This is a genomic window from Neobacillus niacini (assembly GCF_030817595.1).
Classification (GTDB): Bacteria; Bacillota; Bacilli; order Bacillales; family Cytobacillaceae; genus Neobacillus; species Neobacillus niacini_G.
In genome coordinates this window covers 2799117-2824138 of the sequence record NZ_JAUSZN010000001.1, presented here as the reverse complement: position 1 = coordinate 2824138, position 25022 = coordinate 2799117, and the positions used below count along the sequence as shown (strand labels likewise).

The window sequence follows — 25022 nt, the reverse complement described above, 5'->3', positions numbered from 1 at the left end:
GAAAGAAAGGTAATCGTGATGTTGTTTAAGGTTTTTGGGTAATCTAATATGAGTGAATTTATTTTTTTACATTATTGTAATGAGAGAAAGGAAGATGTGACGAATGGCATCTAAAACCCAAAATGCTCAGCTCGATGCTAAGAAAGTACTCGAAGCTGTAGAAAATCAGTTTACAACGCTTCAAATATTAAATGAAGAAGGCGAAGTCGTTAATGAGGCAGCAATGCCTGACTTAAGCGATGAACAGCTTCAAGAATTAATGCGCCGTATGGTTTATACTCGTATCCTTGACCAGCGTTCTATTTCATTAAATCGTCAAGGACGCCTTGGCTTTTATGCACCAACTGCAGGCCAGGAGGCTTCTCAATTAGCTTCTCAATTCGCCTTAGAAAAAGAAGATTTTATATTACCAGGTTATCGCGATGTCCCACCAATCGTATGGCATGGTCTTCCATTATATCAAGCATTCTTATGGTCCAGAGGTCATTTAGCAGGCGGACAAATTCCTGATGGAGTGAATGTTGCGATTCCTCAAATTATTATTGGTGCGCAGTATGTTCAAACTGCTGGAGTAGCCTTAGGATTGAAAAAACGTGGGGTTAAAGCTGTGGCACTTACATACACAGGTGATGGCGGAACCTCTCAAGGTGATTTCTATGAAGGAATGAACTTTGCAGGTGCTTATAATGCTCCAGCAATCTTTATTGCTCAAAATAACCGTTTTGCTATTTCAACTCCAGTTGAAAAGCAGACCGCTGCAAAAACACTTGCTCAAAAAGCTGTTGCAGCTGGTATTGTTGGTATCCAAGTAGACGGTATGGATCCTTTAGCAGTATATGCCGCTGTTCGTGAAGCCCGCGAGCGTGCAGTTAACGGAGAAGGACCTACATTTATTGAAACGTTAACATACCGTTATGGTCCACATACAATGGCCGGTGATGATCCAACACGTTACCGTACTGCTGAATTAGATAACGAATGGGAAAAGAAAGACCCGCTAGTTCGTTTCCGTAAATTCCTTGAAAAGAAAGGTCTTTGGAATGAGGAAAGAGAAAACGAAGTAATCGAACAAGCGAAAGAAGAAATTAAAGAAGCACTAAAACAAGCAGATGCTGCTCCTAAGCAAAAGGTAACGGACCTAATCAACATAACTTATACGGACTTACCTCAAAACTTAAAAGAGCAACATGAAATTTATTCAGCAAAGGAGTCGAAGTAAGTCATGGCTCAAATGACAATGATTCAAGCAATTACAGATGCAATGCGTGTGGAATTAAAAAATGATCCCAATGTTTTAGTTTTTGGTGAAGATGTTGGTGTAAACGGCGGTGTTTTCCGTGCAACTGAAGGATTGCAAAATGAATTTGGCGAGGATCGTGTATTTGATACACCTTTAGCAGAATCAGGAATCGGTGGTTTGGCGATAGGTCTAGCCCTGCAAGGCTTCCGTCCCGTTCCAGAAATCCAATTCTTTGGGTTCGTTTATGAAGTAATGGATTCCATTTCCGGACAAGCAGCTCGACTTCGTTACCGTACGGGCGGGAAATTCAGTGCTCCGATCACATTCCGTTCACCATTCGGAGGAGGCGTACATACACCAGATATGCATGCCGACAGCTTAGAAGGCTTAATGGCTCAACAGCCTGGATTAAAGGTAGTTATCCCATCAACGCCATACGATGCGAAAGGTCTTCTTATCTCATCTATTCGTGATAATGATCCAGTTATTTTCCTTGAACATATGAAATTATACCGTTCATTCCGTCAAGAAGTTCCTGAGGGTGAATATACAATTCCACTTGGTAAAGCAGATGTGAAGCGTGAAGGTACTGATATTTCCATCATTACTTATGGTGCAATGGTTCATGAGTCTTTAAAAGCTGCAGAAGAGCTTGCGAAAGAAGGATTCTCAGCTGAAGTTATCGATTTACGTACGGTTAGTCCGATTGATATCGAAACAATTATTGCTTCAGTTGAAAAGACAGGCCGTGCCATCGTTGTTCAAGAAGCACAAAAGCAAGCTGGTGTAGGAGCTCATGTTGTGGCTGAAATTAACGATCGTGCAATTTTAAGTTTAGAAGCACCTGTTCTTCGTGTAGCGGCACCAGATACAATTTACCCATTCCCACAGGCAGAAGCAGTTTGGCTTCCAAACTATAAAGACGTAATTGAAACAGCGAAAAAAGTATTAACGTTCTAAATATAAGTTGGGGAATAGTAATACTGTTTCCCACTTATATCTTAAAATTTGATTGGTAGAATTAATGCGAAAATAGGAGGATGGATCCCAGTGAGCGCAACCGCAACCACATTCCAATTTAAAATGCCTGATATTGGTGAAGGTATTCATGAAGGCGAGATTGTCAAATGGTTTATAAAGCCAGGCGATAAAGTCCAAGAAGATGATATTCTTTGCGAAATACAAAATGATAAAGCAGTTGTAGAGATTCCTTCACCAGTTGAAGGTACTGTACAGGAAGTATTAGTAGCTGAAGGAACTGTTGCTACCGTTGGACAAGTTTTAGTTACATTTGATGCACCTGGTTATGAGAACCTGCAATTCAAGGGTGACGATCATGCAGAAGAAGCGCCAAAGCAAGAAACGGCGGCACCTGCGCAAACACCTGTAACTGCAGCAGTTCCTGAAGGACAAACAACACCACCGCCAGCACCACCTGCATATGGTATTGGTGTTACAGAACCTCAAAGACAAGTGGAAGTAGACCCTAATCGCAAAATTATTGCAATGCCATCTGTGCGTAAATATGCTCGTGATAAGGGTGTAGAAATTACACAAGTTCCTGGCTCTGGTAAAAATGGACGCATCGTAAAAAGTGATATTGATGCATTCTTAAGTGGCGGTACAGCTGTTATGGCACCACAAGCAGCAGAAACTCAAGCACCAGCTGCTGCTCAGGCGGACGCAGCGCCAGCACCAAAAGCTGCTCCGATTCCTCAAGGCGAATATCCTGAAACTCGTGAGAAAATGAGCGGAATCAGAAAAGCAATTGCAAAAGCAATGGTGAATTCGAAACATACCGCACCACACGTTACTCTTATGGATGAAGTCGATGTAACGAAACTTGTTGCACATCGTAAAAAATTCAAGGAAGTTGCTGCGGCAAAGGGTATTAAACTTACGTTCTTACCATATATCGTAAAAGCATTAACCAGCGCTTTACGTGAGTTCCCGGCATTAAATACATCACTCGACGATGCAACAAGTGAAATTATTCATAAGCATTACTATAATATCGGAATTGCAGCGGATACTGAAAAAGGCTTATTGGTACCTGTTGTTAAGGACGCTGATCGCAAATCAGTATTCTCAATTTCAAATGAAATCAATGAATTAGCTGGAAAAGCACGTGATGGAAAACTAGCTCCAAACGAAATGAAAGGTGCTTCATGTACCATATCTAATATCGGTTCTGCTGGCGGTCAATGGTTTACACCAGTCATTAACCATCCTGAAGTGGCTATCCTTGGTGTTGGTCGTATTGCAGAAAAGCCAATCGTACGAGATGGAGAAATTGTTGCAGCTCCAGTATTGGCATTATCATTAAGCTTTGACCACAGAATGATCGATGGAGCAACAGCTCAAAATGCATTAAATCATATTAAGAGATTATTGAACGATCCAGAACTATTGTTAATGGAGGCGTAACAAATGGTAGTAGGAGATTTCCCAATTGATACCGATACTATAGTTATCGGAGCCGGCCCTGGCGGTTATGTGGCTGCTATTCGTGCAGCACAGTTAGGTCAAAAAGTGACAATTGTTGAAAAGGAATATATTGGCGGTGTTTGTTTAAACGTTGGTTGTATCCCGTCAAAGGCAGTAATTGCTGCAGGACACCGTTATGAAGTAGCAAAACACTCCGATTCATTTGGAATTAAAGCAGAAAATGTAACAGTTGATTTTTCTAAGGTTCAAGAATGGAAAGCTGGAATCGTTAAAAAGTTAACTGGCGGAGTTGAAGGTCTATTAAAAGGCAATAAAGTTGATATCGTTCGTGGCGAGGCTTACTTTGTTGATGGTAATTCATTACGAGTTATTGGCGAAAATTCAGCCCAAACATACAACTTCAAAAACGCAATTATTGCATCAGGTTCTCGTCCAATTGAACTGCCAACATTTAAATATTCAAAACGTATACTTAATTCAACAGGTGCTTTAAATTTACAAGAACTTCCCGAAAAAATCGTTGTCATCGGCGGCGGTGTTATCGGTATTGAGCTTGGTGGTGCCTATGCGAATTTTGGTACGCAAGTAACGATTCTTGAAGGTGCAGATGACATTTTGGGCCTTGGTGTATTTGAAAAGCAAATGGCTGCACTTGTTAAGAAAACGATGAAGAAAAAAGGTGCTGAATTCTATACTAAGGCTATGGCCAAAGGTGTAGAAGAAACCGAAAATGGTGTAGTTGTAACGTTTGAAGTTAAAGGTGAAGAAAAGAAAATCGAAGCAGATTACGTATTTGTTATGGTTGGACGTCGACCAAATACCGATGAAATGGGCCTTGACCAAATCGGAGTGAAGGTAACAGACCGTGGACTGATAGAGATTGACAATCAGTGTCGCACAAGCGTTTCAAACATATATGCGATTGGTGATGTTGTGGCAGGTCCACAATTAGCTCACAAAGCATCATATGAAGGAAAAATCGCTGCTGAGGCAATTGCCGGGCATAATGCTGTAATTGACTATTTAGGTATTCCTGCTGTTGTATTCTCTGATCCTGAACTAGCTAGCGTAGGTTATACTGAAGAGCAAGCAAAACAAGAGGGAATCGCTGTTACTTCAGCTAAATTCCCATTTGCAGCAAATGGTCGTGCTCTATCATTAGATAGCGGAGATGGTTTTGTTAAATTAGTTTCTCGCAAAGAAGACGGCGTCTTAATCGGTGCGCAAATTGCGGGTGCAAGTGCGTCAGATATGATTGCTGAACTAGGGTTGGCACTTGAAGCCGGAATGACAGTCGAAGACTTGGCATTGACTATTCATGCCCATCCAACATTAGGTGAAATTACAATGGAAGCTGCTGAGGTTGCACTTGGTACTCCTATTCATGTTCTAAAATAAATCATAAGAAAGTCCTTTCCGGAAATAATTCGGAAAGGACTTTCATTTTTTTATCGAAAAATAAATATATCTGCGTATGAATCATATATTTAAAACAATACCATCTTTTATTTTTAGAAATATTTTGAGTGGTGATGAATGATGCGGACTTACGTTATTATGATAGTACAATTAATGATTTGGAGTGCATTTACGTTCATTGAGTGGCTGTCTAAACATGATCAGCTGCTATACAAGGTTATAATGTTCTTTGTTTTCTTTTACTTGGCTTTTGCACTATGCAATCGAGTGACACAATCAACGGCAAAAACCCTTTTTATTACATCTCTTAGCCTCATGATTTATTCATCGATTCATTATACACTTGCACTAATAACACATTAAAAAAACTCCCACAAATGGGAGCTTGTTGAGTGCACTTACTTTCTTGGATAATAATACATGATTCGTTCGTTAAAAAGGTGTAATTCTCCTTGTAATTTCTTTGCTAGGAATTTGCAAAATTCATTTGCTTTACCTTTATCACCGAATGTTGACTGTTCTGGAAGAGTGACTTGTATGTATGTTTGAATTCTTTCCGTACCGTCTTCATCACGAACCATTTCTTTGTCGACACCAAATAAAATTGCATAATACCGTTCATTCGTCGATTGTAAATAAAACCATTTTCCTTTGGCTTCACTTTTTTCTTTCAGTTCGTAAGGGAATGCCGAGTCACCATATTCCCAATCAACTTGATTCCCTGTCTTACCCGTAATATCTTTATAATAAGATAATAATTCTTTTACTTCCTCTACGGTAATTGTTTGTTGTGCAGATGAAGGCACTAGTTTAATAAATGCATTTTCAGCCATCATCATCCCCCCTAGTCCCATTGATATCTCTTTTATTCTAGCATTGTAAAAACCTTGATGACAACATTTAGTCTCATAAATGTCATTTGTTGTTCAAAGAAACCCTTCTGCAAATCCTATTTTATATCAATATGAATAATTTGACAGTAAAAGGTCTATTAAAGACCTTTTTTTATGAAAAAATAATTAAATGTGACATACAATTTAGGCTTGAAAAATCCAATGTGTTATATTATTATTAAATTAACAACAATAAAACGTTTTCAATGTAATGCACATTTCATGATGAAAAGGGGATTGAAAAGATGGGTACAATCGTTTGCCAAGCTTGCGACTCAACAATTGATCATTTTGAAGATGAAAAAGTAACAGTTCTCTATTCTAGATGTAATTGTTGCGATGATCGCCATTCCGAAGAAGAAAGATAAAAATTTCTTTAAATAAAATAGAAACAGGATTCCTCAATGGAATCCTGTATTTTTATTTTATAGCTTTATATTCCTTGATTACCCGAATAGTTTTGATTTCTTCATCCTCTGGTCCTTGAACAGGCAAACCAGCTTCGAGGTTTTCACGAACATAATGGAGGTTTTCTTTTGTAATAATTTCACCTGGGATGAAAATTGGAATTCCGGGTGGATAGACCATAATAAATTCGGCAATTATTCTTCCTTCTGATTCTTCAAAAGGTATAACTTCCGTATCTGCATAAAAGGCATCTCTTGGGGTCAATGCAAGAACTGGAATATCAGGAAGAAGAACTTGGATAGGTTCGAACTTTTCATTAAGGTGTTCGCGTTCCTCAGCAAGTTCTTTTAAAGCATTAACCAAAATGTCGCCTTCCACTGCTGTATCGCCAATTGTTATGATACAAAGGATGTTATAGAGGTCAGACATTTCTACCTCAATATTATGTTTTTCCCTTAGCCACTTTTCGACCTCATAACCCGTTAATCCTAATTCTTTTACCGAGATAATTAATTTAGTTGGATCATAATCAAATGTTGCTTTGGAACCTAAGATTTCTTCGCCAACACAATGTAGATGATCGATTTCATTAATTCGTTTTCTTATTGATTGTGCAAGATCAATGGTTTTCTCAATTAACTCTTTTCCTTTAGTTGCTAATTGTTTTCTAGCAACGTCCAGGGATGCAAGTAATAAATAGGAAGTTGAGGTCGTTGTCAGCATGCTTAGTATAGCTTGAACGTGCTTAGCAGAAACAAGGCCCTCTTTAACGTTTAAAATAGAGCTTTGTGTCATGGATCCGCCAAGTTTATGGACGCTCGTTGCAGCCATATCAGCACCGGCCTGCATGGCAGATAGAGGCAAATCATCGTGAAAATGAATATGAACCCCATGTGCTTCATCAACTAGGACCGGAACGTTATGAGAATGCGCAATTTCGACTATTCTTTTTAAATCTGCTGCAATTCCAAAGTACGTCGGGTTTATCACTAAGATAGCTTTCGCATCTGGATGCTGATTTAATGCCTTCTCTACTGATTCGGTCGTAATTCCATGAGAAATACCTAGTTCCTCATCGATTTCCGGGTGAATAAAAACAGGAATGGCGCCAGAAAAGACAATTGCCGACATAATTGATTTATGAACATTCCTTGGGACAATAATCTTATCCTCTGGTCCACAAACCGCCATAATCATAGCAATAATCGCACCACTTGTTCCTTGAACTGAAAAGAAAGTTCTATCCGCGCCGAATGCCTCAGCAGCCAGGTCTTGGGCTTGTTTAATCATCCCTTTTGGCTGATGCAGGTCATCGAGTGGTCCAATATTAATTAGGTCTATTGATAAGGCATTATCACCAATGAAATTTCGAAAATCAGAGTCAATTCCAACACCTTTTTTATGACCAGGAATATGAAATTGGACCGGATTTTTTTTTGCATGTTCTAATAAACCGCTAAATAACGGTGTTTGGTTTTGTGACAATTTATATTCACACCTCTTTATATACAAAATGCTTTTAATATCAATACAAAACAAATGAATTATAGCACTAATAATTGTGCTTGCATAGAAAATTGTGTCTTAAAATATACACTTTTTTATGTGTGACTTTAGTTTCTCAATAAAACAGGAAAATTAACCTGTAAAGGAGAAATATGAAGGTAACATAATTAGGAGGGATTTCGGATGAATTGGCAAACGCGTGTGACGGATATACTTGATATCAAATATCCTATAATACAGGGAGGCTTAGCTTATCTAGCCTATTCTGAACTAGCTGCAGCCGTCTCGAATGCAGGTGGACTTGGGCAAATTACGGCAATGTCTCTTGAGAGTCCTACTAAACTTCGCGAGGAAATCAGAAAAGTTAAAGAACTGACGAATAAACCATTTGGAGTTAATTACGCAATTGGTCAGCATAATCGACCTTTTGAAGAAATGCTTCAAGTATCTATTGATGAGGAGGTCCCTGTTGTTTCCATGACAGGTGGTAATCCTGCACCGATATTTGAACAGTTAAAAGGAACATCTATAAAAAAACTGGTTCTTGTTGCCGCTAGAAGGCAGGCTGAAAAAGCTGAAGAATTAGGTGCAGATGCAGTAATGGTTGTGGGTCAGGAAGGAGGAGGCCATTTAGGCAGGGATGATATTGGTACGATGGTATTAATCCCTCAAGTAGTAGATGCAGTTTCTATCCCAGTAATCGCATCTGGCGGTATTGGTGATGGCAGAGGACTTATGGCAGCTCTCAGTTTGGGAGCAGAAGGAATTGAAATGGGGACACGATTTATTGCTACCAAAGAATGTGTACATGCCAATGACCTTTATAAGAAAAGACTTGTAGAAGGATCAGAAGCGAATACAGTTGTAATCAAACGGACTCTTGGGGCGCCAGCACGTGCAATTTCAAATAATTGGACAAATAAAATACTCGAGATAGAGAAAGAATTTGGCAATTACGAACAATTGAAGAATTATATTAGCGGCCAAGCCAATAAACGATATATATATGATGGAGTAGAGGATGAAGGCTTTGCATGGGCAGGACAGGTCATGGGACTTATTAAAGATATCCCAACCGTAGCAGAATTATTTAATCGTATGATTATCGAAGCAGAACAAATTCGTGAAAAATGGGCAAAATAAAGGTATTATACATAAATGGAAGGCTGTGTTAAGTTAATTAGTGCTTTTAGAACTCAGTTGATTTGCGCGGAAGGCACGAAGACTCCTGCGGGAGGACGGGGCAGGGGAGACCCCGCAGGCGCTTAAGCGCCGAGGAGGCTCCCCGAACCGCCCGCGGAAAGCGAAGTGCCTCGTGACAGGCAAAGACCGCCTGTCCCTGCGGTGGATATTCAAAGAAGCTTTCCTTAGTGGAGCGCAATTCAACTGGCTAATTTAACACAGCCATATAGAAATAAATTGAGCAGGTGAAAATATGGAGTACCAATACCCGATTGATTACCATTGGACAACAGACGAAATTGTGGATGTAATAAAATTTTACGAAGCAATAGAAAGAGCGTATGAAAAGGGAATTGAGCGTGATGAATTGATGGATACCTATCGTCGATTCAAGGAAATTGTCCCTGGTAAAGCACAAGAAAAGACCCTCTGTGGTGAATTCGAGGACATTAGCGGCTATTCTTCTTATAGGACCATAAAAAAAGCCAAAACAGCCTTACCAGGCGAAAAAATTTCTATGAAATAAACCAGAAAAACTCCGAACGAAAGTTCAGGAGTTTTTTATTTTGTATTTAGAGCAATCTTATATAATGGTGCAACTTTAGTAAAGACATATTCAACTTGCTTAAGGAACTCCTCAGCACTTAGATGTAGTAAATCCTCACGTTTAATCTCATATCCACATAATATCTCTGCCTTTTTAATATTCTCCAGCCGTTCAAACATACCTTGTAAATCCTCTTTGGTTAATTGTCCATGTTGCACTGATTCAGGTTTCATATGGTCCAAAGACCAAACAAAGTCTTTTGGTATTTCTTTAAAGATCTTGTTAATTTTTTTTGTGAATCTTACTGCAAATTCTTGTTTATGAGGTGCTTCATAAATAACAGCAAACCAGATAAATAAATGAGTATTCCAGAGACCTATTTGAAAATGGGGAAGCATTTTGTAACCACGAGGATTATTTGCAAATGCCACCCATGTATCTTTAGGAGGATTTATCGTCCGTCTTGCGTGTTTGGCAACATGGATATGCATTTCATCACCAGTCAATGTTGTTAAGGTTGGTGCAAAATAATGTCCTAGACTTTCTAATTTTGGGCGAATCCTTTCTTTTAATGCTTCCATTCTTGCCTCTAATCCATCTATTTGAAATACATCGAAATCTTCATTATTAAAACTTTTAAAGTCCATCTGTTAAACCTCCATGTGAAGACATTTGTCATTCATTGTAGCATACTGGCGAAAATTCTTGAAACTAAGTGCTTATATGGGTTAACGCACATATTTGTTGCAACCTTACATGCTGGCTCATATTATATTACTAAAAATAGTCTGAAAAATTAAATAACAATTGAAAGGAGAACGCTAAGATGAAACAATTGATGAATACTTCACTAAAAAAAATTGGCGAGAAGGAAAGATTGGCCTATTTACGATTAGAAATGGATTATGAGCTGGCTACATTGTTTGAAGCGATTGAAGAAAAAAATGAAAAAAAGATGAAGGAATGTAAACAGAAGTTAGAAAAAATCCGCCAAGAGTTAGTAAAACTTAAAGCTCTTTGATCATTTGTTTTCAAAGGGGATACCATTTAGAATGAAAATAAAGAATATCATATTGATTTTATAAAACGAACTCTGTGTAGGAAAGTGGAGAGTTCGTTTATTGTTTTGCCATTAAAAATAAAGGGGTAAAAAGTTGAAGGCATACATAAATTTAATTAAGCTTAGGATATGTACATATAAGGATTGAATAATTGGAGGGATAAAATGGACTGGCATTACGTAGATCTACAGGCTAAGCAATGGGTAATGGAAGCTGGTGATAAAATTAGGGATTCTTTTACTGAAACTTTAAATATCCAAACCAAATCAAATCCTAATGATTTAGTGACCAATATAGATAAAGAAATTGAACAATTCTTTATTAATAAAGTAAGAAAAACTTTCCCAAACCATAGAATTTTGGGTGAAGAAGGGTTTGGGGATGAAGTAAATAATCTTGATGGCGTTGTATGGATTATCGACCCAATTGATGGAACAATGAATTTTATCCATCAACAGAGAAATTTTGCTATTTCTCTAGGTGTGTTTGAAAATGGTATAGGGAAAATTGGGCTTATTTATGATGTAGCACATGATGAATTATATCATGCTATTACTGGGAAAGGTGCATTTATGAACGATACTGAGCTGCCTCATTTAAACCAAGCGACAGTAAAAGAATCGATTATTGCTTTAAATGCAACCTGGGTGATGGAGAATCATCGTATTGACCATAACTTGCTTATACCGCTGGTTAGAGATGCAAGAGGAACAAGATCATACGGAACAGCTGCTCTTGAAATGGTATTTGTCGCAACAGGGAGAGTCGATGCTTATATTTCAATGAGATTGTCACCTTGGGATGTTGCTGCTGGTTCAGTTATAATTGAGGAATTAGGCGGTGTTGTCACTAATTTAAGAGGAAATAAGTTGGATTTCCTCTCAAAAGATTCATTGCTTGTGGCTAAGCCAGGTCTGCATCAAACCATCATTAATGATTATCTTAAAGAAGGTAAATGGTAAATAAAAAGAAGCCTGCAGGCTTCTTTTTTGTATAGCTACATCGCCTAGGCGCTGTAGCTTTTCTTTTTACAGTTCACCCTTTGCCCTATATTTTGCTTTTGTTTTAAATCCTAAGCCCATTACAACAACCAGTGCAAGGATACTGCCAATTACCCCTAAGATACTTTCTTCCCCAATTGCCACGCCTATGCCCATTATACTTGTTGCTGCCAGTACAGCAAAAACGACAAAAATCCATTTAATTTGCTTCATTTTGCTAGTCCCCTTGTCATCTAAAAAATAAAATAATATTTGCATAATTGATATAGCTATATATTACATAAAATGAAGTTAGCTTTCCACCATAAATGTGGTATAATACTTTAGTTGTATATGGGAAACTATAAATAGCTAAAATTTTTTGAAATAAAGGCAGGAGTGAATTACTTGAAAATAAGAGAAGATATTCGCAATATAGCAATCATCGCGCACGTTGACCACGGGAAAACAACTTTGGTTGACCAATTATTAAAGCAATCAGGAACATTTCGTACAAATGAGCACGTTGAAGAACGTGCAATGGATTCGAATGACCTGGAAAGAGAACGTGGAATAACGATTCTTGCTAAAAACACAGCGATCCAATATAAAGATACACGAATCAATATTTTGGATACACCGGGACATGCTGATTTTGGCGGCGAAGTTGAACGTATCATGAAAATGGTTGATGGTGTATTACTTGTTGTTGATGCTTATGAAGGAACAATGCCTCAAACTCGCTTTGTACTAAAAAAAGCATTAGAGCAAAACTTAACCCCAATTGTTGTTGTTAATAAAATTGACCGTGATTTTGCTCGTCCATTAGAAGTAATTGATGAAGTAATTGATTTGTTTATTGAACTAGATGCAAATGAAGATCAACTTGAGTTCCCAGTTATCTTTGCTTCTGCAATAAATGGGACGGCAAGCACAGATCCTGAAAAACAGGACGAAAACATGCAATGTCTATATGATTCCATTGTCGAACACATCCCAGCACCAATTGACAATCGCGATGAGCCATTACAATTCCAAGTTGCCCTTTTAGACTATAATGATTATGTTGGAAGAATCGGAATTGGGCGCGTTTTCCGCGGTACCATGAAAGTTGGGCAACAGGTTGCATTAATGAAAATAGACGGTTCAGTTAAACAATTCCGTGTAACGAAAATCTTTGGTTTCTTTGGTTTAAAACGTCAGGAAATTCAAGAAGCAGTAGCAGGTGACTTAATTGCTGTTTCTGGTATGGAAGATATCAATGTTGGTGAAACGGTTTGTCCAGTAGAGCACCAAGAAGCATTACCAATTCTAAGAATTGATGAACCAACACTACAAATGACGTTTGTTGTAAATAACAGCCCATTTGCAGGCAGAGAAGGTAAGTATCTAACTTCTAGAAAGATTGAAGAAAGACTTCTTGCTCAATTACAAACGGATGTAAGCTTACGTGTCGAAAATACTGATTCTCCCGATGCATGGATCGTTTCAGGCCGTGGTGAACTTCATTTATCTATCTTAATCGAAAACATGCGTCGTGAAGGGTATGAGCTCCAAGTTTCTAAGCCAGAAGTTATTGTAAAAGAAATAGATGGTGTACGTTGTGAGCCGATTGAAAGAGTTCAAATTGATGTACCCGAAGAGCATACAGGTTCTGTTATGGAATCAATAGGTGCCCGTAAAGGCGAAATGATTGATATGATTAATAATGGTTCGGGTCAAGTCCGCCTGATCTTTAATGTTCCAGCACGCGGCTTAATTGGTTATACTACTGAGTTCTTAACCATGACACGCGGTTATGGAATCATCAATCATACTTTTGACAGCTATCAGCCGATGGTTCAAGGGCAAGTAGGAGGAAGACGTCAAGGTGTTCTAGTTTCAATGGAGTCTGGAAAAGCTTCAACATATGGAATTATGCAAGTAGAAGACCGTGGTACAATCTTTGTTGAACCTGGAACTGAAATCTACGAAGGTATGATCGTTGGCGAGCACACACGTGAAAATGACATTACAGTTAATATCACAAAAGTGAAGCAGGCAACGAATATCCGTTCTGCAAATAAGGACCAAACTTCCGTTATTAAGAAACCAAGAATAATGACACTAGAAGAGTCATTAGAATACCTAAACGATGATGAATTCTGTGAAGTAACACCGGAATCAATTCGTCTACGTAAAAAAATTCTTGATAAAAACGAACGTGAAAGAATGGCTAAAAAGAAAAAAGTTGCAGAATTAAGCTAAAATCTCTCGGGGGAGGTATTCGTGTGAATGTAGCGGATCGACTTTCTTTTTTCCCAGCGCTCTATAATGTTACCGAAAATCCCAAAATGGGAATGTGGCTGCTGTACGTTACGATAGTAGCCCTATCTATTTTGGTCTATAAGCTTGGCTTTGCCCAAAAGCTACCACTAGGGAAATCCATTATGATTTATATCTTTTTAGCGGCAGGGTGTACGATTCTCACTGCATTGGGGATATTCCTGCCAATAACAGAGGGTCTTGTGGTTGCTGCATTAATATTAATCATTTACAAGATTCGCTTGCATCAGTCGAAAAAACAGCAAAGCGTGAGGCAAAGTAACGGGGGATAATAACATGGGATCGATACAGGATGCGCTTTATAATTGGCTTTCAATAAAGATTGTATGCGATGCTCGTCCTGAGGATACAGCAGCACGAGAAACGTTAGACCTTTTTGATGAGATTATTAAGGATGAACATCATTTAACAGACATTGTAGTAACAACGGATGAAGTGATGTATTATGTATCCTTTATACATGAAGGTGAAACGAAGAAGACTCGATTTCCTCGTGACCTCATCGAAGTAATGCTTAACCAGATCAATCAAGAGCCAGATAAATATTGTAATTTTCCATTTGAAGATTAAAAAAATTCATGCCGGACTCGGCATGAATTTTTTTTACTGTCCAGCTCCAGCTCCTAGGGGCTCGGGTCATAAGCCAATCCGTCAAGAAGGCTTGTCTTATGCCTGTCGCCCCTGAGCAAGGCGCTTCCGCTTTTCTTACCAATCATCTTTTTCGGACTGTGCACGATAAAATCTGAAGTTACCTGTATCAATTCTTGCTTTTGTTTTTTCCGATATTCTACTGCTGCAATCTTGACACATATATGTATGGATTGGTCGATTTCGAAGACGTTTTGCTATGAAGGATTCATCTTCTATCGATTCAATTTTGTCGCAAATCACACACTTAACTCTCATATTGCACCTCAAGTTCTCTAGTCTTGCTTTGTTTTTACTATAGTATATCATGCAAATATGATGACTAGTAAATCAATCTGGTTAAGTTGCTGAAAAAAACAGATAATAGTACTATGAGAATGAATGTTTTTTTTAACATAAAGGTAAGGAATTGAATGAAGGGGTTGTAAAAATGCCAAATCAAGTGGAACCAAGACTCATTAAACCTTTATATGATGAGTTGCAAAAAGAAAGGTTTGTAACATTAGCAACAGTTGATTTTGAATCAGGTGGTCCCAATGTTAGTGCAATATCTTGGATTTTAGCAAAAGATGAAGAAACAATCTATTTTGCTGTAGATAGTAAATCAAGAATTATCCAAAATATCACACAGAATAATAAAGTGGTGATCAATTTAATTGCGAATGAATCTACATATTCTATACAAGGTGAAGCAGCATTGAAAGAAGAGCGGCTGCAGGACGTTCCTTTAAAGCTAGCGTTGATTGAAATCAGGATTCATGAGGTCAGAGATGTCATGTTCTATGGATCGAAAATTGTCACAGAGCCACAATATGATAAAACGTATGACAAAAATGCTGCCGCTAGGCTAGATAAACAGGTAATGGAAGCAATGAAAAAAGCTTAGTCTCACGACTAAGCTTTTCTCATTTATAGTGCTTTGATTCTTCTTGCTGTTTATCCTCTAAACTTTTCTTTTCGTTCTCCTGCAGCTTTTTCTTAGGTTCTTCAGGAGCATTTTTAGGGTTAGGATCTATCATATTTCCAGGGATTTCAGGCATTAATCTGCCAGCGACGTCAGCGAGTTCTTCCATAATTCCTTGAATGGGTCTTCCTTTTTCGATATCTGCCGAAATTTCTTTTAGACGTTGATTGGTATCTGCATCAGCGACTACGATGGCACGTGCACCATGAGGATCTTTTTTTAGACTTTCAGCTACTGAATATTTTATTGAGCCCACCTGTGAACGCTCAATCTTCGAATTTACATCGATTCCGACAATCGCATACCTGCCAATAACAACCGCAGTTGCGTCATGAACATTGGGAATGCTAGTGGCAAGTTCAACTAATCGTTTGGAAATTTCCTGACCAGTTTGCCTGTCCACCTCTTCGATATTGGAGTTCTTTACGTTAACTAATGATTGCTTCTCATTATTTTGAGCATTGTTAGTATTGTTGTTACATGCAGCTAAAAGCAATAAAAAACAAGTAAACATCAATAACTTTTTCATTTAAATCTCCACCTCCACTCAGAGTTGTATAAATGATTCATAAAAAATACTCGAGTTTTGTTATACTCAACTTACATTTATTGTGCGGAAATCCTTCTATCTTTATTCGAACAAACATATATTTTACCAAAGTCCTATCTAGCATTCGGTTTGTTTGCACCATGAACAAGCCACAACTAGAAAAAGTGGAGGCGTCGCTTTGAGTAAAATATACGTGTTAGATACAAACGTCTTATTACAAGACCCGTATTCCATATTCTCATTCGAAGATAATGAAGTAGTCATTCCTGCAGTTGTCCTTGAAGAAGTGGACTCAAAGAAGAGATACATGGATGAAGTTGGCAGGAATGCCCGGCATGTATCAAGATTAATTGATGAATTGCGAGCAGCGGGGAAGCTTCATGAAAAAATCCCACTTGAAAATGGTGGAACCATAAGAATTGAACTTAATCATCGTGCCTTTCATGAATTACAGGAAATCTTTGTCGAAAAAAACAAATGACAATCGAATTCTTGCAGTAGCAAAAAATTTATCAACGGAAGAACAACAAAAAGAAAATGGAAAGCCTGTGATCCTTGTAAGTAAAGATACATTAGTAAGAGTAAAGGCAGACGCTATCGGATTAACTGCAGAAGATTTTCTAAGTGACAGGGTGGTCGAACTCGACCATATTTACACTGGCTTTTTAGAGGTTTATTTATCTGGAGAATTAATGGGTACTTTTTATGAAAAAGGGGAGCTGCCTTTATCAGAGATAGGTAAATATTCGTTTTATCCGAATCAATTCTTAATCATGAAAGATGCTCTAGGCGGATCTGCCTCGGCATTAGGAATGGTTGATAAAACAAAGCTTAAGGTAAAGAAACTTGCGATTAATCAGGAACATGTTTGGGGAATACATCCAAGAAATGTACAGCAAACGATGGCAATAGAGTTATTACTACGAAAGGATATACCGTTAGTAACATTAATAGGTAAAGCAGGTACTGGTAAAACGCTTTTAGCTCTAGCATCAGGATTGATGCAAACTGAAGACTTTAGAGAGTTTAAAAAGCTATTAGTAGCTAGGCCTATTGTACCGGTTGGGAAAGATATAGGGTTTTTACCTGGGGAAAAACAAGAAAAACTTAGACCATGGATGCAGCCGATATTTGATAATTTAGAATACCTATTTAATACTAAGAAACCGGGCGAATTGGACGCCATCCTTGCTGGGATGGGGTCAATAGAGGTAGAGGCATTAACCTATATAAGGGGAAGAAGTCTGCCAAAACAATTTATTATCATTGATGAAGCACAAAATTTGACCAAACATGAAGTGAAAACAATCTTAACACGTGTAGGTGAGGGCAGTAAAATTGTCTTAATGGGCGACCCGGAACAAATTGATCATCCCTATCTTGACGCTTACAATAATGGGTTAACCTATGTGGTCGAAAGATTTAAAGATCAAATTATTTCTGGACATGTTAAATTACTAAAAGGAGAGCGATCTGGATTAGCAAGGCTGGCAGCAGATTTGTTGTAAACAGAAAGAGGCATAGTAAGAAAAAATGTACAAACGGGTACCAAATTGGCACCCGTTGTTTATTATTTAATGATAAATTCTCTAACATTTTTTATTGGATGTTGTTGGTTAGAACCATCTCCGAAGTAAACATGGACAGGTCCATCTTTTGAAAGGGGCTTTCCAACTTCTGAAAAACCAAGAATAAGCTCTTTTGCACGATCAAGAGATATCTCATGTTCTGAAGTTGTTGTTTTTATGATTAAGGTAGTAGCATTATCTTTTGGTTCCGCATTATCTAAAAAAGGTTGAAATCGGATGCCAAAACTTCCAGTTAATACTTTTTCTTTCTCATATTTCTTCTCAGTTTTTAAGGTTGGCGGGTAGACAGCACCTTCTATGATTTCACGGTCCCAATGTTTAGAAACTGATTTAGTATATTCCTCAAGGTCGTTAGAGGGATTTGAAGGGGTTGAGAAGTATGTAGTCAAATCAACCTTTCGATCATCAAAAATCCAAACTGTGGGATCGAGTGTTATAGTATATTTTACCTTGCCAGACAGTATAAGTATGTTTTCCATCTTTCATTCCTCCAGTTCATTTCTATTAAAGTATACCGTGAAATAAATTGAATGTCATATAAGTAATATGATTACAAAGGACTCAGACAGTTATTGTTCTTGCATTTTTCAGTGGTAAAAGGTAAAATTTATAGATAAGTTGGGTTATCGCTCTGAATGGGGGGATCAATGTTGGCGTCTGAAATGATTGTGAATCATCAGGAAAAAGCCTATGCCTTGTTACAGGCAGACGCTGAAAAAATATTAAAGCTTATTAAAGTGCAAATGGAAAATCTCACGATGCCTCAATGCCCGCTTTATGAAGAGGTATTGGATACGCAAATGTTTGGTTTATCTAGAGAAATAGAATTTGCGGTTAGATTAGGCTTAATTGAAGTCAAGGATGGTAAAGCGATACTAGATAAATTAGAAAGAGAATTATCTGCGCTTCATGAAGCATCCATTAGAAAATAGCTAAAAAAACTCAAACAATAATGATGTGTTGTTTGAGTTTTTTATTAACTGCTATTATATTCAGAATATTTCCATATAAAATATTCGAGTAATGTAACTTTTCCTCAACCCAATTGTTCCATTTTCTATTATAATAGCAATAACGACAATTTTAAAAAACGAGGAAGTTATTAGATGTTTAAAAAAATATTGAAATCCTATGATTATTCATTAATCATCGCGATCGTTCTTTTGTCTTTATTCGGATTAGTGATGGTTTATAGCGCCAGTATGGCATCGGCAGTTCAACGATATGGTGTAGAAAGTGATTATTTTTATCAAAAACAAAAGCTTTATCTAATTGTATCTGCACTGATTTTTATATTTATTGCCTTATTTCCTTATAAAATTATGAAAAGTACCAAATTTTTACTCCCGATGGTAGGGTTCTCTATCATAGGTCTTTTAGGTCTATTTGTATTTGGACAAGTTAGAGGAAATGCTCAAAGTTGGTATGATTTTGGCTTTATTAGTATTCAGCCGGCTGAATTTGTAAAAATATCTATTATCATTTATTTGTCAGCCGTTTATGCGAAGAAGCAGGCTTACATTAATAAATTTAATCACGGTGTACTGCCGCCATTAGCCTATCTGGTGATTGTCCTTGGATTAATTGCCTTTCAACCAGACTTTGGTACAGCACTTATTATTGGACTGATTGCAGGTACTATTATTATCTCATCAGGGATGAATATCAAAACGATTACCAAATTAGTCATGCTCGGAATGATTCTCCTATCTCCTGTTATTTTAGTACTCCAGGACGAAATATTTTCCGAGAAACGTTTGGAGCGTTTTGAAGTTTTAAATAATCCGTTCAAGGACGAACTTAATTCCGGGTTCCATCTAGCAAACTCGTATATTGCGATTGGCTCAGGCGGTGTTAATGGGTTAGGTTTAGGAAAGAGTGTCCAGAAGTTAGGGTATTTACCAGAATCACATACAGATTTTATTATGGCAGTTATTGCAGAAGAATTAGGAGTTTGGGGAGTCAGCTTCGTTATTCTAACTTTAGGATATATTGTTTTACGTGGAATCTACTTGGGATTAAGATGTAAGGATCCATTTGGCAGTTTATTAGCGATTGGAATATCGAGTATGATTGGAATTCAGTCATTTATCAATCTAGCAGGGGTTTCTGGGGTTATGCCTCTTACAGGTGTCCCATTACCATTTGTAAGCTATGGCGGTTCATCACTCTTACAATTAGCAATAGCTGCAGGTATTTTAGTCAATGTTTCTATGTTTGTTAAATATGAAAATAAATATAAACAAAAGCACCCAGAAAAAACAAGTACCCACCAAGAGGGAAATGTATATCAATTTCGAACATAGCGCGGGGAAAATACATCCCTGCGCTTTTATATAAAAAAGTGAGAAAGAATGAGGTGCTTAGATTGACTAGACAAATCAACAAAGTATTAGTTGCAAACAGAGGAGAAATTGCCATTCGTGTTTTTCGGGCATGTACCGAATTAAATATCCAAACCGTAGCAATTTATTCCAGGGAAGACACAGGTGCGTATCACCGTTATAAAGCGGATGAAGCATATCTAGTTGGTGAAGGAAAGAAACCGATTGATGCTTACTTAGACATTGATGGAATCATTGAAATTGCAAAATCCAGCGGTGCAAACGCCATCCATCCAGGATATGGCTTTTTATCTGAAAACATTCATTTTGCCAGACGTTGTGAAGAAGAAGGAATCATTTTTATCGGTCCAACCTCCACTCATCTCGATATGTTCGGTGATAAGGTTAAGGCAAGAAAACAAGCAGAATTAGCAAATATACCGGTAATACCAGGCAGCGATGGTCCTGTAGAAACAATACAGGAAGTTGTGGATTTTACTGATAATCATGGTTTTCCGATTATTATAAAAGCAGCCCTTGGCGGGGGCGGACGAGGAATGCGTATTGTCAGAAATCGAGAGGAAATGCAAGAAGCATTTGACCGCGCTAGATCGGAAGCAAAAGCAGCATTTGGCAGTGACGAGGTATATCTGGAAAAATTAATCGAAAAACCAAAACATATAGAGGTTCAAATATTTGGAGATAAAAATGGTAACATCGTCCATTTGTATGACCGTGATTGTTCTGTACAGCGACGTCATCAAAAGGTAGTGGAAGTTGCACCAAGTGTATCAATTTCAAACTTATTACGAGAGAAGATTTGTGCTGCCGCGGTAAAGTTAATGAGGAATGTAGCTTACTTAAATGCAGGGACAGTTGAATTTCTTGTTTCGGGTGAGGACTTTTATTTCATCGAAGTAAATCCAAGGATTCAGGTTGAACACACTGTAACTGAAATGGTTACAGGGATTGATATTGTACATACGCAAATCTTAGTTGCTGAAGGTCAGGAGTTACACAGCCCAATCGTCGGAATTCCTCCACAGGAAGAGATTCGTATTAACGGTTTTGCCATTCAGTCGCGTGTTACAACAGAAGATCCACTAAATAACTTTATGCCTGATACCGGGAAAATAATGGCTTATCGTTCTGGAGGAGGCTTCGGTGTTCGATTGGATGCAGGGAATGGATACCAAGGTGCAGTCATCACACCCTATTATGATTCATTGCTTGTGAAGCTTTCTACATGGGCATTAACCTTTGAACAAGCGGCATCAAAAATGGTAAGGAACCTTAGGGAGTTTAGAATTCGTGGAATCAAAACCAACATTCCTTTTCTAGAGAATGTAGTTAGACATGAAAAGTTTAGAAGAGGGGAATATGATACATCATTTATTGATTCAACTCCAGAATTATTCGTATTTCCGGCTAGTAAAGACCGTGGAACTAAAATGTTAACGTATATTGGAAACGTGACTGTGAACGGGTTTCCAGGAATTGAAAAAAAGAAAAGGCCCGTTTTTTCTAAGCCGCGTATTCCTAAATTGAAATACGATTTTCCTTACCAGAATGGAACGAAACAAATACTGGACCAAAATGGCGCTGAAGGTCTTGTTCATTGGCTAAAGGAACAAAAAAATGTACTATTAACGGATACTACCTTCCGAGATGCACATCAGTCGTTATTAGCAACCAGGGTAAGATCAACAGACATTTTGCATATAGCTGAACCTACTGCAAAGTTATTACCTAATCTTTTTTCCTTTGAAATGTGGGGAGGAGCTACATTTGACGTAGCCTATCGGTTCTTAAAAGAAGATCCATGGGAAAGATTACAGATGCTTCGTGAAAAAATTCCGAATGTTCTGTTTCAAATGTTAATCCGTGGTTCCAATGCCGTGGGATATAAAAATTATCCTGACAATCTTATCCGTGAATTTGTAAGAAAGTCTGCGGAGGAGGGTATTGATGTTTTCAGGGTTTTTGACAGTTTAAACTGGGTGCCGGGAATGGAAATTGCGATTGAAGCTGTTCGGGATAGTGGAAAGCTCGCAGAAGCTGCAATTTGTTATACTGGTGATATTCTGGACGAAACAAGAGAGAAATATAATTTGAACTATTATAAAACACTTGCAAAAGAACTTGAGAACCAAGGGGCACATATTTTAGGGATTAAGGATATGGCTGGTTTGCTTAAACCTGAAGCAGCCTATCGACTAATTTCTGAATTAAAAGAAACGATAGATATTCCGATTCATCTTCATACCCATGATACAAGCGGGAATGGTATCTACACATATGCACGCGCCATTGACGGCGGAGTAGATATCGTCGATACAGCATTAAGTACGATGGCAGGGCTAACTTCTCAGCCAAGTGCAAATTCGCTTTATTATGCATTAGAAGGTAAGGATAGGAAACCTGATGTTAATATTGAGGCCCTGGAACAGCTTTCAAATTATTGGGAGGATGTCCGAAAATATTATCACGATTTTGAAAGTGGAATGGTTGCACCACATTCTGAGGTGTACCAGCATGAGATGCCAGGTGGACAATACAGTAATCTTCAGCAGCAAGCCAAGGGTGTTGGGCTCGGTGAGCAGTGGGATGAAGTTAAGAAAATGTATACTAGAGTCAATCACATGTTTGGGGATATTGTAAAGGTTACTCCGTCGTCTAAGGTTGTCGGCGATATGGCACTCTTCATGGTTCAAAATAATCTATCTGAAGATGATGTCCTTACTAAAGGAGACTCGATTGATTTTCCAGATTCGGTAGTTGAATTGTTTCAAGGATATCTCGGTCAGCCGCACCAAGGATTCCCAGAAAGACTTCAGAACGTCATTTTAAAGGGAAAAAAACCTTTGGAGGTTCGTCCAGGTGAATTACTTCCAGAAATTAATTTTTCAGACTTAAAGGATGAGTTAGGGAAAGAGATAGGGCGAAATATCTCTGATATTGATTTGATTTCCTATGCACTGTATCCAAAGGTTTATAAAGAGTATTTAAATACGGTTGAGCTATATGGAAATTTATCCTTTCTAGATACCCCTACTTTCCTTTATGGTCTAAGACTTGGTGAAGAAATTGAAGTAGAAATTGAAACAGGTAAAACACTTATCGTTAAACTTGTTTCAATTGGTCAGCCACAGGCGGATGGTACACGAGTGGTGTATTTTGAACTTAATGGTCAGCCGCGTGAGGTTAATATTAAGGATGAAAGTATTAAAGCTGCGGTATTAACTAGAGTAAAAGCAGATCCTAAAAATGAAACACATATTTCCGCTACCATGCCTGGTACGGTTGTAAAGGTATTAGTGGAAAAAGGGGAAAGAGTAGAACGAGGGGATCATCTCTTGATTACCGAAGCTATGAAAATGGAAACAACAGTCCAAGCACCATATTCGGGAGTAGTTAAGGAAATTTATATAAAAAATGAAGATGCTATTCAAACTGGGGATTTATTGCTCGAACTAGAAAAATGATGAAATAAAAAAAGTTGCCAAGATAATATCTGGCAACTTTTTTCAATCTATTGATTCTTACGTGATCGTGAGAGTAATAAGAGAAAATAGCTTAGCACACCGAATAAACAGGTAATAAATAGAGCATGCAACAATGCGATGTAAAGATTTAACCGGGAAAAAATAATAACAGCTCCCGATAAAACCTGAAGGGATACTAGTGTAAATGCACTGACCCAACCCCAATAGATAACTTTTTGCTGGCGATACTTTTTAATTGCTAAGTAAGTTACATATGCGATCCAAATGAAAATGCCAGCTGCTGCGGCGCGATGTCCCATCTGTACCCACTCATAAAGATTACTTGGGAGGGCTGGACTGTCGTTGATACATAATGGCCAATCACGGCATACCAAGCTCGATTGTGTATGACGTACTAATGCACCTGTATAAATGACAAAATAACTATAAATGGAAATAGAGATAATATGGAAGCCCATTCTTTTATCGATAATGAGTTTATCAGCCTCAAACTTTTTATCAATTTCAAAGATTAATAAAGTAAGTAAAAATACAGCTGCAAAGGAAATGAGTGAGATACCAAAGTGCAGGGCGAGGATAAAATCAGACTGTTCCCAAATTACCGCTGCTGCTCCGATCAATCCTTGTAACAATAAAAAGAAAAACGAAAGAAAAGATAGGAATTTCGTTTCCCTGATGTGCCCAATTACTTTCCAAGACCAAATAGATAAAGCCAATACCAAAAAACCAACTGAGCCAGACACCAGTCTGTGAGCAAGTTCGATTACTAACTCGGGAGTTATATCCGTTGGCACGAACTCACCGTTACATAAAGGCCAAGATCTCCCGCACCCCATACCGGACTCTGTTTTTGTTACTAGGGCTCCCCCGAGTAGAACCAATATCATTCCAATAGTAGTTGCTACAGCTAACCACTTTAAAGACCGTTGCAAAAAATCACCTTCTTAACTAAAAGTTTAATCGTTTCTATCGATATTTTGTAAATATAATGATTTGGAAAAGGAAGTGATAAAAGTACTTACTTATCATAACGAAAACGCAGGAAAAAGAACAGAATTAAAACTGAAATTTTTGCATAACTTTTAAATAAATTATCATTATGAATAGCATTTATTTTTCACTATTGTTATAGTGAAAACTATTGCTAAATAGAGTAGTGTCTGTTACTAATATAAAGTAGGTTAAATTGTACTTATATATAACAATCGTTAAAGATGCTTTTGTTGTGTATAACACAAAGAAAGTATTAGATTTTGCTTAAATTAGAGTGTATTTTATTATCTAAAGATTCTAAAATATAGTATAATGGGTAGTAAATACGAGCGGACACAATTTAGACAAAAATTATTCAAAAAAAATTCACAAAAATTCACCAAAGTGTGATTTAATATACAGAGAAAGTGTTCCTTAAATAACAATATTATAAAATAAT

General features: G+C 37.7%; 25 protein-coding genes and 1 pseudogene. 18 read left to right on the top strand and 8 right to left on the bottom strand.

The genetic code is table 11. The features are described 5' to 3' along the window. Nucleotides 1-103 precede the first annotated feature (103 nt). The 5 genes from pdhA to QFZ31_RS13410 all read left to right on the top strand — a co-directional run bounded on the left by pdhA (nucleotide 104) and on the right by QFZ31_RS13410 (nucleotide 5470). Nucleotides 104-1219 (top strand): pyruvate dehydrogenase (acetyl-transferring) E1 component subunit alpha, encoded by a 1116-nt coding sequence (gene pdhA / locus QFZ31_RS13430; RefSeq protein WP_307303506.1) that lies wholly within the window; start codon nucleotides 104-106, stop codon nucleotides 1217-1219. A 3-nt stretch (nucleotides 1220-1222) separates the two neighbouring features. Further along, complete coding sequence (locus QFZ31_RS13425) at nucleotides 1223-2200, top strand: alpha-ketoacid dehydrogenase subunit beta (RefSeq protein ID WP_307303505.1); 978 nt, start codon at nucleotides 1223-1225, stop codon at nucleotides 2198-2200. A gap of 123 nt (nucleotides 2201-2323) precedes the next feature. Then, nucleotides 2324-3667 carry a dihydrolipoamide acetyltransferase family protein gene (locus QFZ31_RS13420; RefSeq protein WP_307311571.1) on the top strand — a complete coding sequence of 448 codons (1344 nt, stop codon included), beginning with the start codon at nucleotides 2324-2326 and terminating at the stop codon, nucleotides 3665-3667. 3 nt (nucleotides 3668-3670) lie between these two features. Continuing rightward, nucleotides 3671-5086, top strand: a complete 1416-nt coding sequence (gene lpdA / locus QFZ31_RS13415) for a dihydrolipoyl dehydrogenase (RefSeq protein ID WP_307303504.1) — start codon at nucleotides 3671-3673, stop codon at nucleotides 5084-5086. Between the two features lie 138 nt (nucleotides 5087-5224). Then, on the top strand, nucleotides 5225-5470 hold the full coding sequence (locus QFZ31_RS13410) for a hypothetical protein (protein WP_307303501.1): 246 nt from the start codon (nucleotides 5225-5227) through the stop codon (nucleotides 5468-5470). A gap of 35 nt (nucleotides 5471-5505) precedes the next feature. On the opposite strand, the gene QFZ31_RS13405 is transcribed toward QFZ31_RS13410, so the two are convergent. Continuing rightward, nucleotides 5506-5940 (bottom strand): DUF1885 family protein, encoded by a 435-nt coding sequence (locus tag QFZ31_RS13405; RefSeq protein WP_307303498.1) that lies wholly within the window; start codon nucleotides 5938-5940, stop codon nucleotides 5506-5508. 305 nt (nucleotides 5941-6245) lie between these two features. Here QFZ31_RS13405 and QFZ31_RS13400 point away from each other — a divergent pair, with 305 nt between their 5' ends. Further along, nucleotides 6246-6368 (top strand): GapA-binding peptide SR1P, encoded by a 123-nt coding sequence (locus QFZ31_RS13400; protein WP_179597438.1) that lies wholly within the window; start codon nucleotides 6246-6248, stop codon nucleotides 6366-6368. A 52-nt stretch (nucleotides 6369-6420) separates the two neighbouring features. On the opposite strand, the gene QFZ31_RS13395 is transcribed toward QFZ31_RS13400, so the two are convergent. After that, on the bottom strand, nucleotides 6421-7893 hold the full coding sequence (locus QFZ31_RS13395; protein ID WP_307303496.1) for an aminotransferase class I/II-fold pyridoxal phosphate-dependent enzyme: 1473 nt from the start codon (nucleotides 7891-7893) through the stop codon (nucleotides 6421-6423). Between the two features lie 204 nt (nucleotides 7894-8097). On the opposite strand from QFZ31_RS13395, the gene QFZ31_RS13390 reads away from it, so the two are divergent. Further along, nucleotides 8098-9057: an NAD(P)H-dependent flavin oxidoreductase gene (locus tag QFZ31_RS13390; protein WP_307303493.1), complete on the top strand. Its 960-nt coding sequence runs from the start codon at nucleotides 8098-8100 to the stop codon at nucleotides 9055-9057. 292 nt (nucleotides 9058-9349) lie between these two features. Further along, on the top strand, nucleotides 9350-9622 hold the full coding sequence (locus QFZ31_RS13385) for a UPF0223 family protein (RefSeq protein ID WP_307303491.1): 273 nt from the start codon (nucleotides 9350-9352) through the stop codon (nucleotides 9620-9622). A 35-nt stretch (nucleotides 9623-9657) separates the two neighbouring features. Here QFZ31_RS13385 and QFZ31_RS13380 read toward each other — a convergent pair whose 3' ends face one another. After that, nucleotides 9658-10290, bottom strand: a complete 633-nt coding sequence (locus QFZ31_RS13380) for a YktB family protein (RefSeq protein ID WP_307303490.1) — start codon at nucleotides 10288-10290, stop codon at nucleotides 9658-9660. Nucleotides 10291-10469: 179 nt separating this feature from the next. On the opposite strand from QFZ31_RS13380, the gene QFZ31_RS13375 reads away from it, so the two are divergent. Then, entirely contained in the window at nucleotides 10470-10664 is a 195-nt protein-coding gene (locus tag QFZ31_RS13375) for a hypothetical protein (protein ID WP_306072544.1), read from the top strand. 204 nt (nucleotides 10665-10868) lie between these two features. Continuing rightward, nucleotides 10869-11666 carry an inositol monophosphatase family protein gene (locus QFZ31_RS13370; RefSeq protein WP_307303487.1) on the top strand — a complete coding sequence of 266 codons (798 nt, stop codon included), beginning with the start codon at nucleotides 10869-10871 and terminating at the stop codon, nucleotides 11664-11666. 66 nt (nucleotides 11667-11732) lie between these two features. On the opposite strand, the gene QFZ31_RS13365 is transcribed toward QFZ31_RS13370, so the two are convergent. After that, nucleotides 11733-11918 (bottom strand): YlaF family protein, encoded by a 186-nt coding sequence (locus QFZ31_RS13365; protein WP_179597424.1) that lies wholly within the window; start codon nucleotides 11916-11918, stop codon nucleotides 11733-11735. A gap of 174 nt (nucleotides 11919-12092) precedes the next feature. Here QFZ31_RS13365 and typA point away from each other — a divergent pair, with 174 nt between their 5' ends. From typA to QFZ31_RS13350, 3 genes are read left to right on the top strand one after another with little or no spacing between them, the layout of a single operon-like run. Further along, complete coding sequence (typA, locus tag QFZ31_RS13360) at nucleotides 12093-13931, top strand: translational GTPase TypA (protein WP_179597422.1); 1839 nt, start codon at nucleotides 12093-12095, stop codon at nucleotides 13929-13931. A gap of 23 nt (nucleotides 13932-13954) precedes the next feature. Then, nucleotides 13955-14281: a YlaH-like family protein gene (locus QFZ31_RS13355; protein ID WP_307303485.1), complete on the top strand. Its 327-nt coding sequence runs from the start codon at nucleotides 13955-13957 to the stop codon at nucleotides 14279-14281. 4 nt (nucleotides 14282-14285) lie between these two features. Continuing rightward, nucleotides 14286-14579, top strand: a complete 294-nt coding sequence (locus QFZ31_RS13350; protein WP_307303483.1) for a hypothetical protein — start codon at nucleotides 14286-14288, stop codon at nucleotides 14577-14579. Nucleotides 14580-14714: 135 nt separating this feature from the next. Here the strand turns inward: QFZ31_RS13350 and QFZ31_RS13345 are convergent, their stop codons facing one another. Continuing rightward, entirely contained in the window at nucleotides 14715-14915 is a 201-nt protein-coding gene (locus QFZ31_RS13345; RefSeq protein WP_081954315.1) for a YlaI family protein, read from the bottom strand. A gap of 172 nt (nucleotides 14916-15087) precedes the next feature. Here QFZ31_RS13345 and QFZ31_RS13340 point away from each other — a divergent pair, with 172 nt between their 5' ends. Then, nucleotides 15088-15543 (top strand): pyridoxamine 5'-phosphate oxidase family protein, encoded by a 456-nt coding sequence (locus tag QFZ31_RS13340; RefSeq protein WP_307303480.1) that lies wholly within the window; start codon nucleotides 15088-15090, stop codon nucleotides 15541-15543. Between the two features lie 19 nt (nucleotides 15544-15562). Here QFZ31_RS13340 and QFZ31_RS13335 read toward each other — a convergent pair whose 3' ends face one another. Then, entirely contained in the window at nucleotides 15563-16150 is a 588-nt protein-coding gene (locus tag QFZ31_RS13335; RefSeq protein ID WP_307303479.1) for a YhcN/YlaJ family sporulation lipoprotein, read from the bottom strand. A gap of 199 nt (nucleotides 16151-16349) precedes the next feature. Here QFZ31_RS13335 and QFZ31_RS13330 point away from each other — a divergent pair. Then, nucleotides 16350-17679 (top strand): annotated as a pseudogene (locus QFZ31_RS13330) (PhoH family protein). Nucleotides 17680-17741: 62 nt separating this feature from the next. Here the strand turns inward: QFZ31_RS13330 and QFZ31_RS13325 are convergent. Further along, nucleotides 17742-18239, bottom strand: a complete 498-nt coding sequence (locus QFZ31_RS13325; RefSeq protein WP_307303477.1) for a peptidyl-prolyl cis-trans isomerase — start codon at nucleotides 18237-18239, stop codon at nucleotides 17742-17744. A gap of 171 nt (nucleotides 18240-18410) precedes the next feature. Between QFZ31_RS13325 and QFZ31_RS13320 the strand changes: the two genes are divergently transcribed. The 3 genes from QFZ31_RS13320 to pyc all read left to right on the top strand — a co-directional run bounded on the left by QFZ31_RS13320 (nucleotide 18411) and on the right by pyc (nucleotide 23569). Continuing rightward, nucleotides 18411-18692, top strand: a complete 282-nt coding sequence (locus tag QFZ31_RS13320; RefSeq protein ID WP_063251657.1) for a YlaN family protein — start codon at nucleotides 18411-18413, stop codon at nucleotides 18690-18692. Between the two features lie 174 nt (nucleotides 18693-18866). Further along, complete coding sequence (locus QFZ31_RS13315) at nucleotides 18867-20066, top strand: FtsW/RodA/SpoVE family cell cycle protein (protein ID WP_307303475.1); 1200 nt, start codon at nucleotides 18867-18869, stop codon at nucleotides 20064-20066. A 62-nt stretch (nucleotides 20067-20128) separates the two neighbouring features. Continuing rightward, nucleotides 20129-23569, top strand: coding sequence for a pyruvate carboxylase (gene pyc, locus QFZ31_RS13310; protein WP_307303473.1), 3441 nt, complete (start codon nucleotides 20129-20131; stop codon nucleotides 23567-23569). Between the two features lie 47 nt (nucleotides 23570-23616). Here pyc and QFZ31_RS13305 read toward each other — a convergent pair whose 3' ends face one another. Further along, entirely contained in the window at nucleotides 23617-24522 is a 906-nt protein-coding gene (locus QFZ31_RS13305; RefSeq protein ID WP_307303471.1) for a COX15/CtaA family protein, read from the bottom strand. Nucleotides 24523-25022 lie beyond the last annotated feature (500 nt).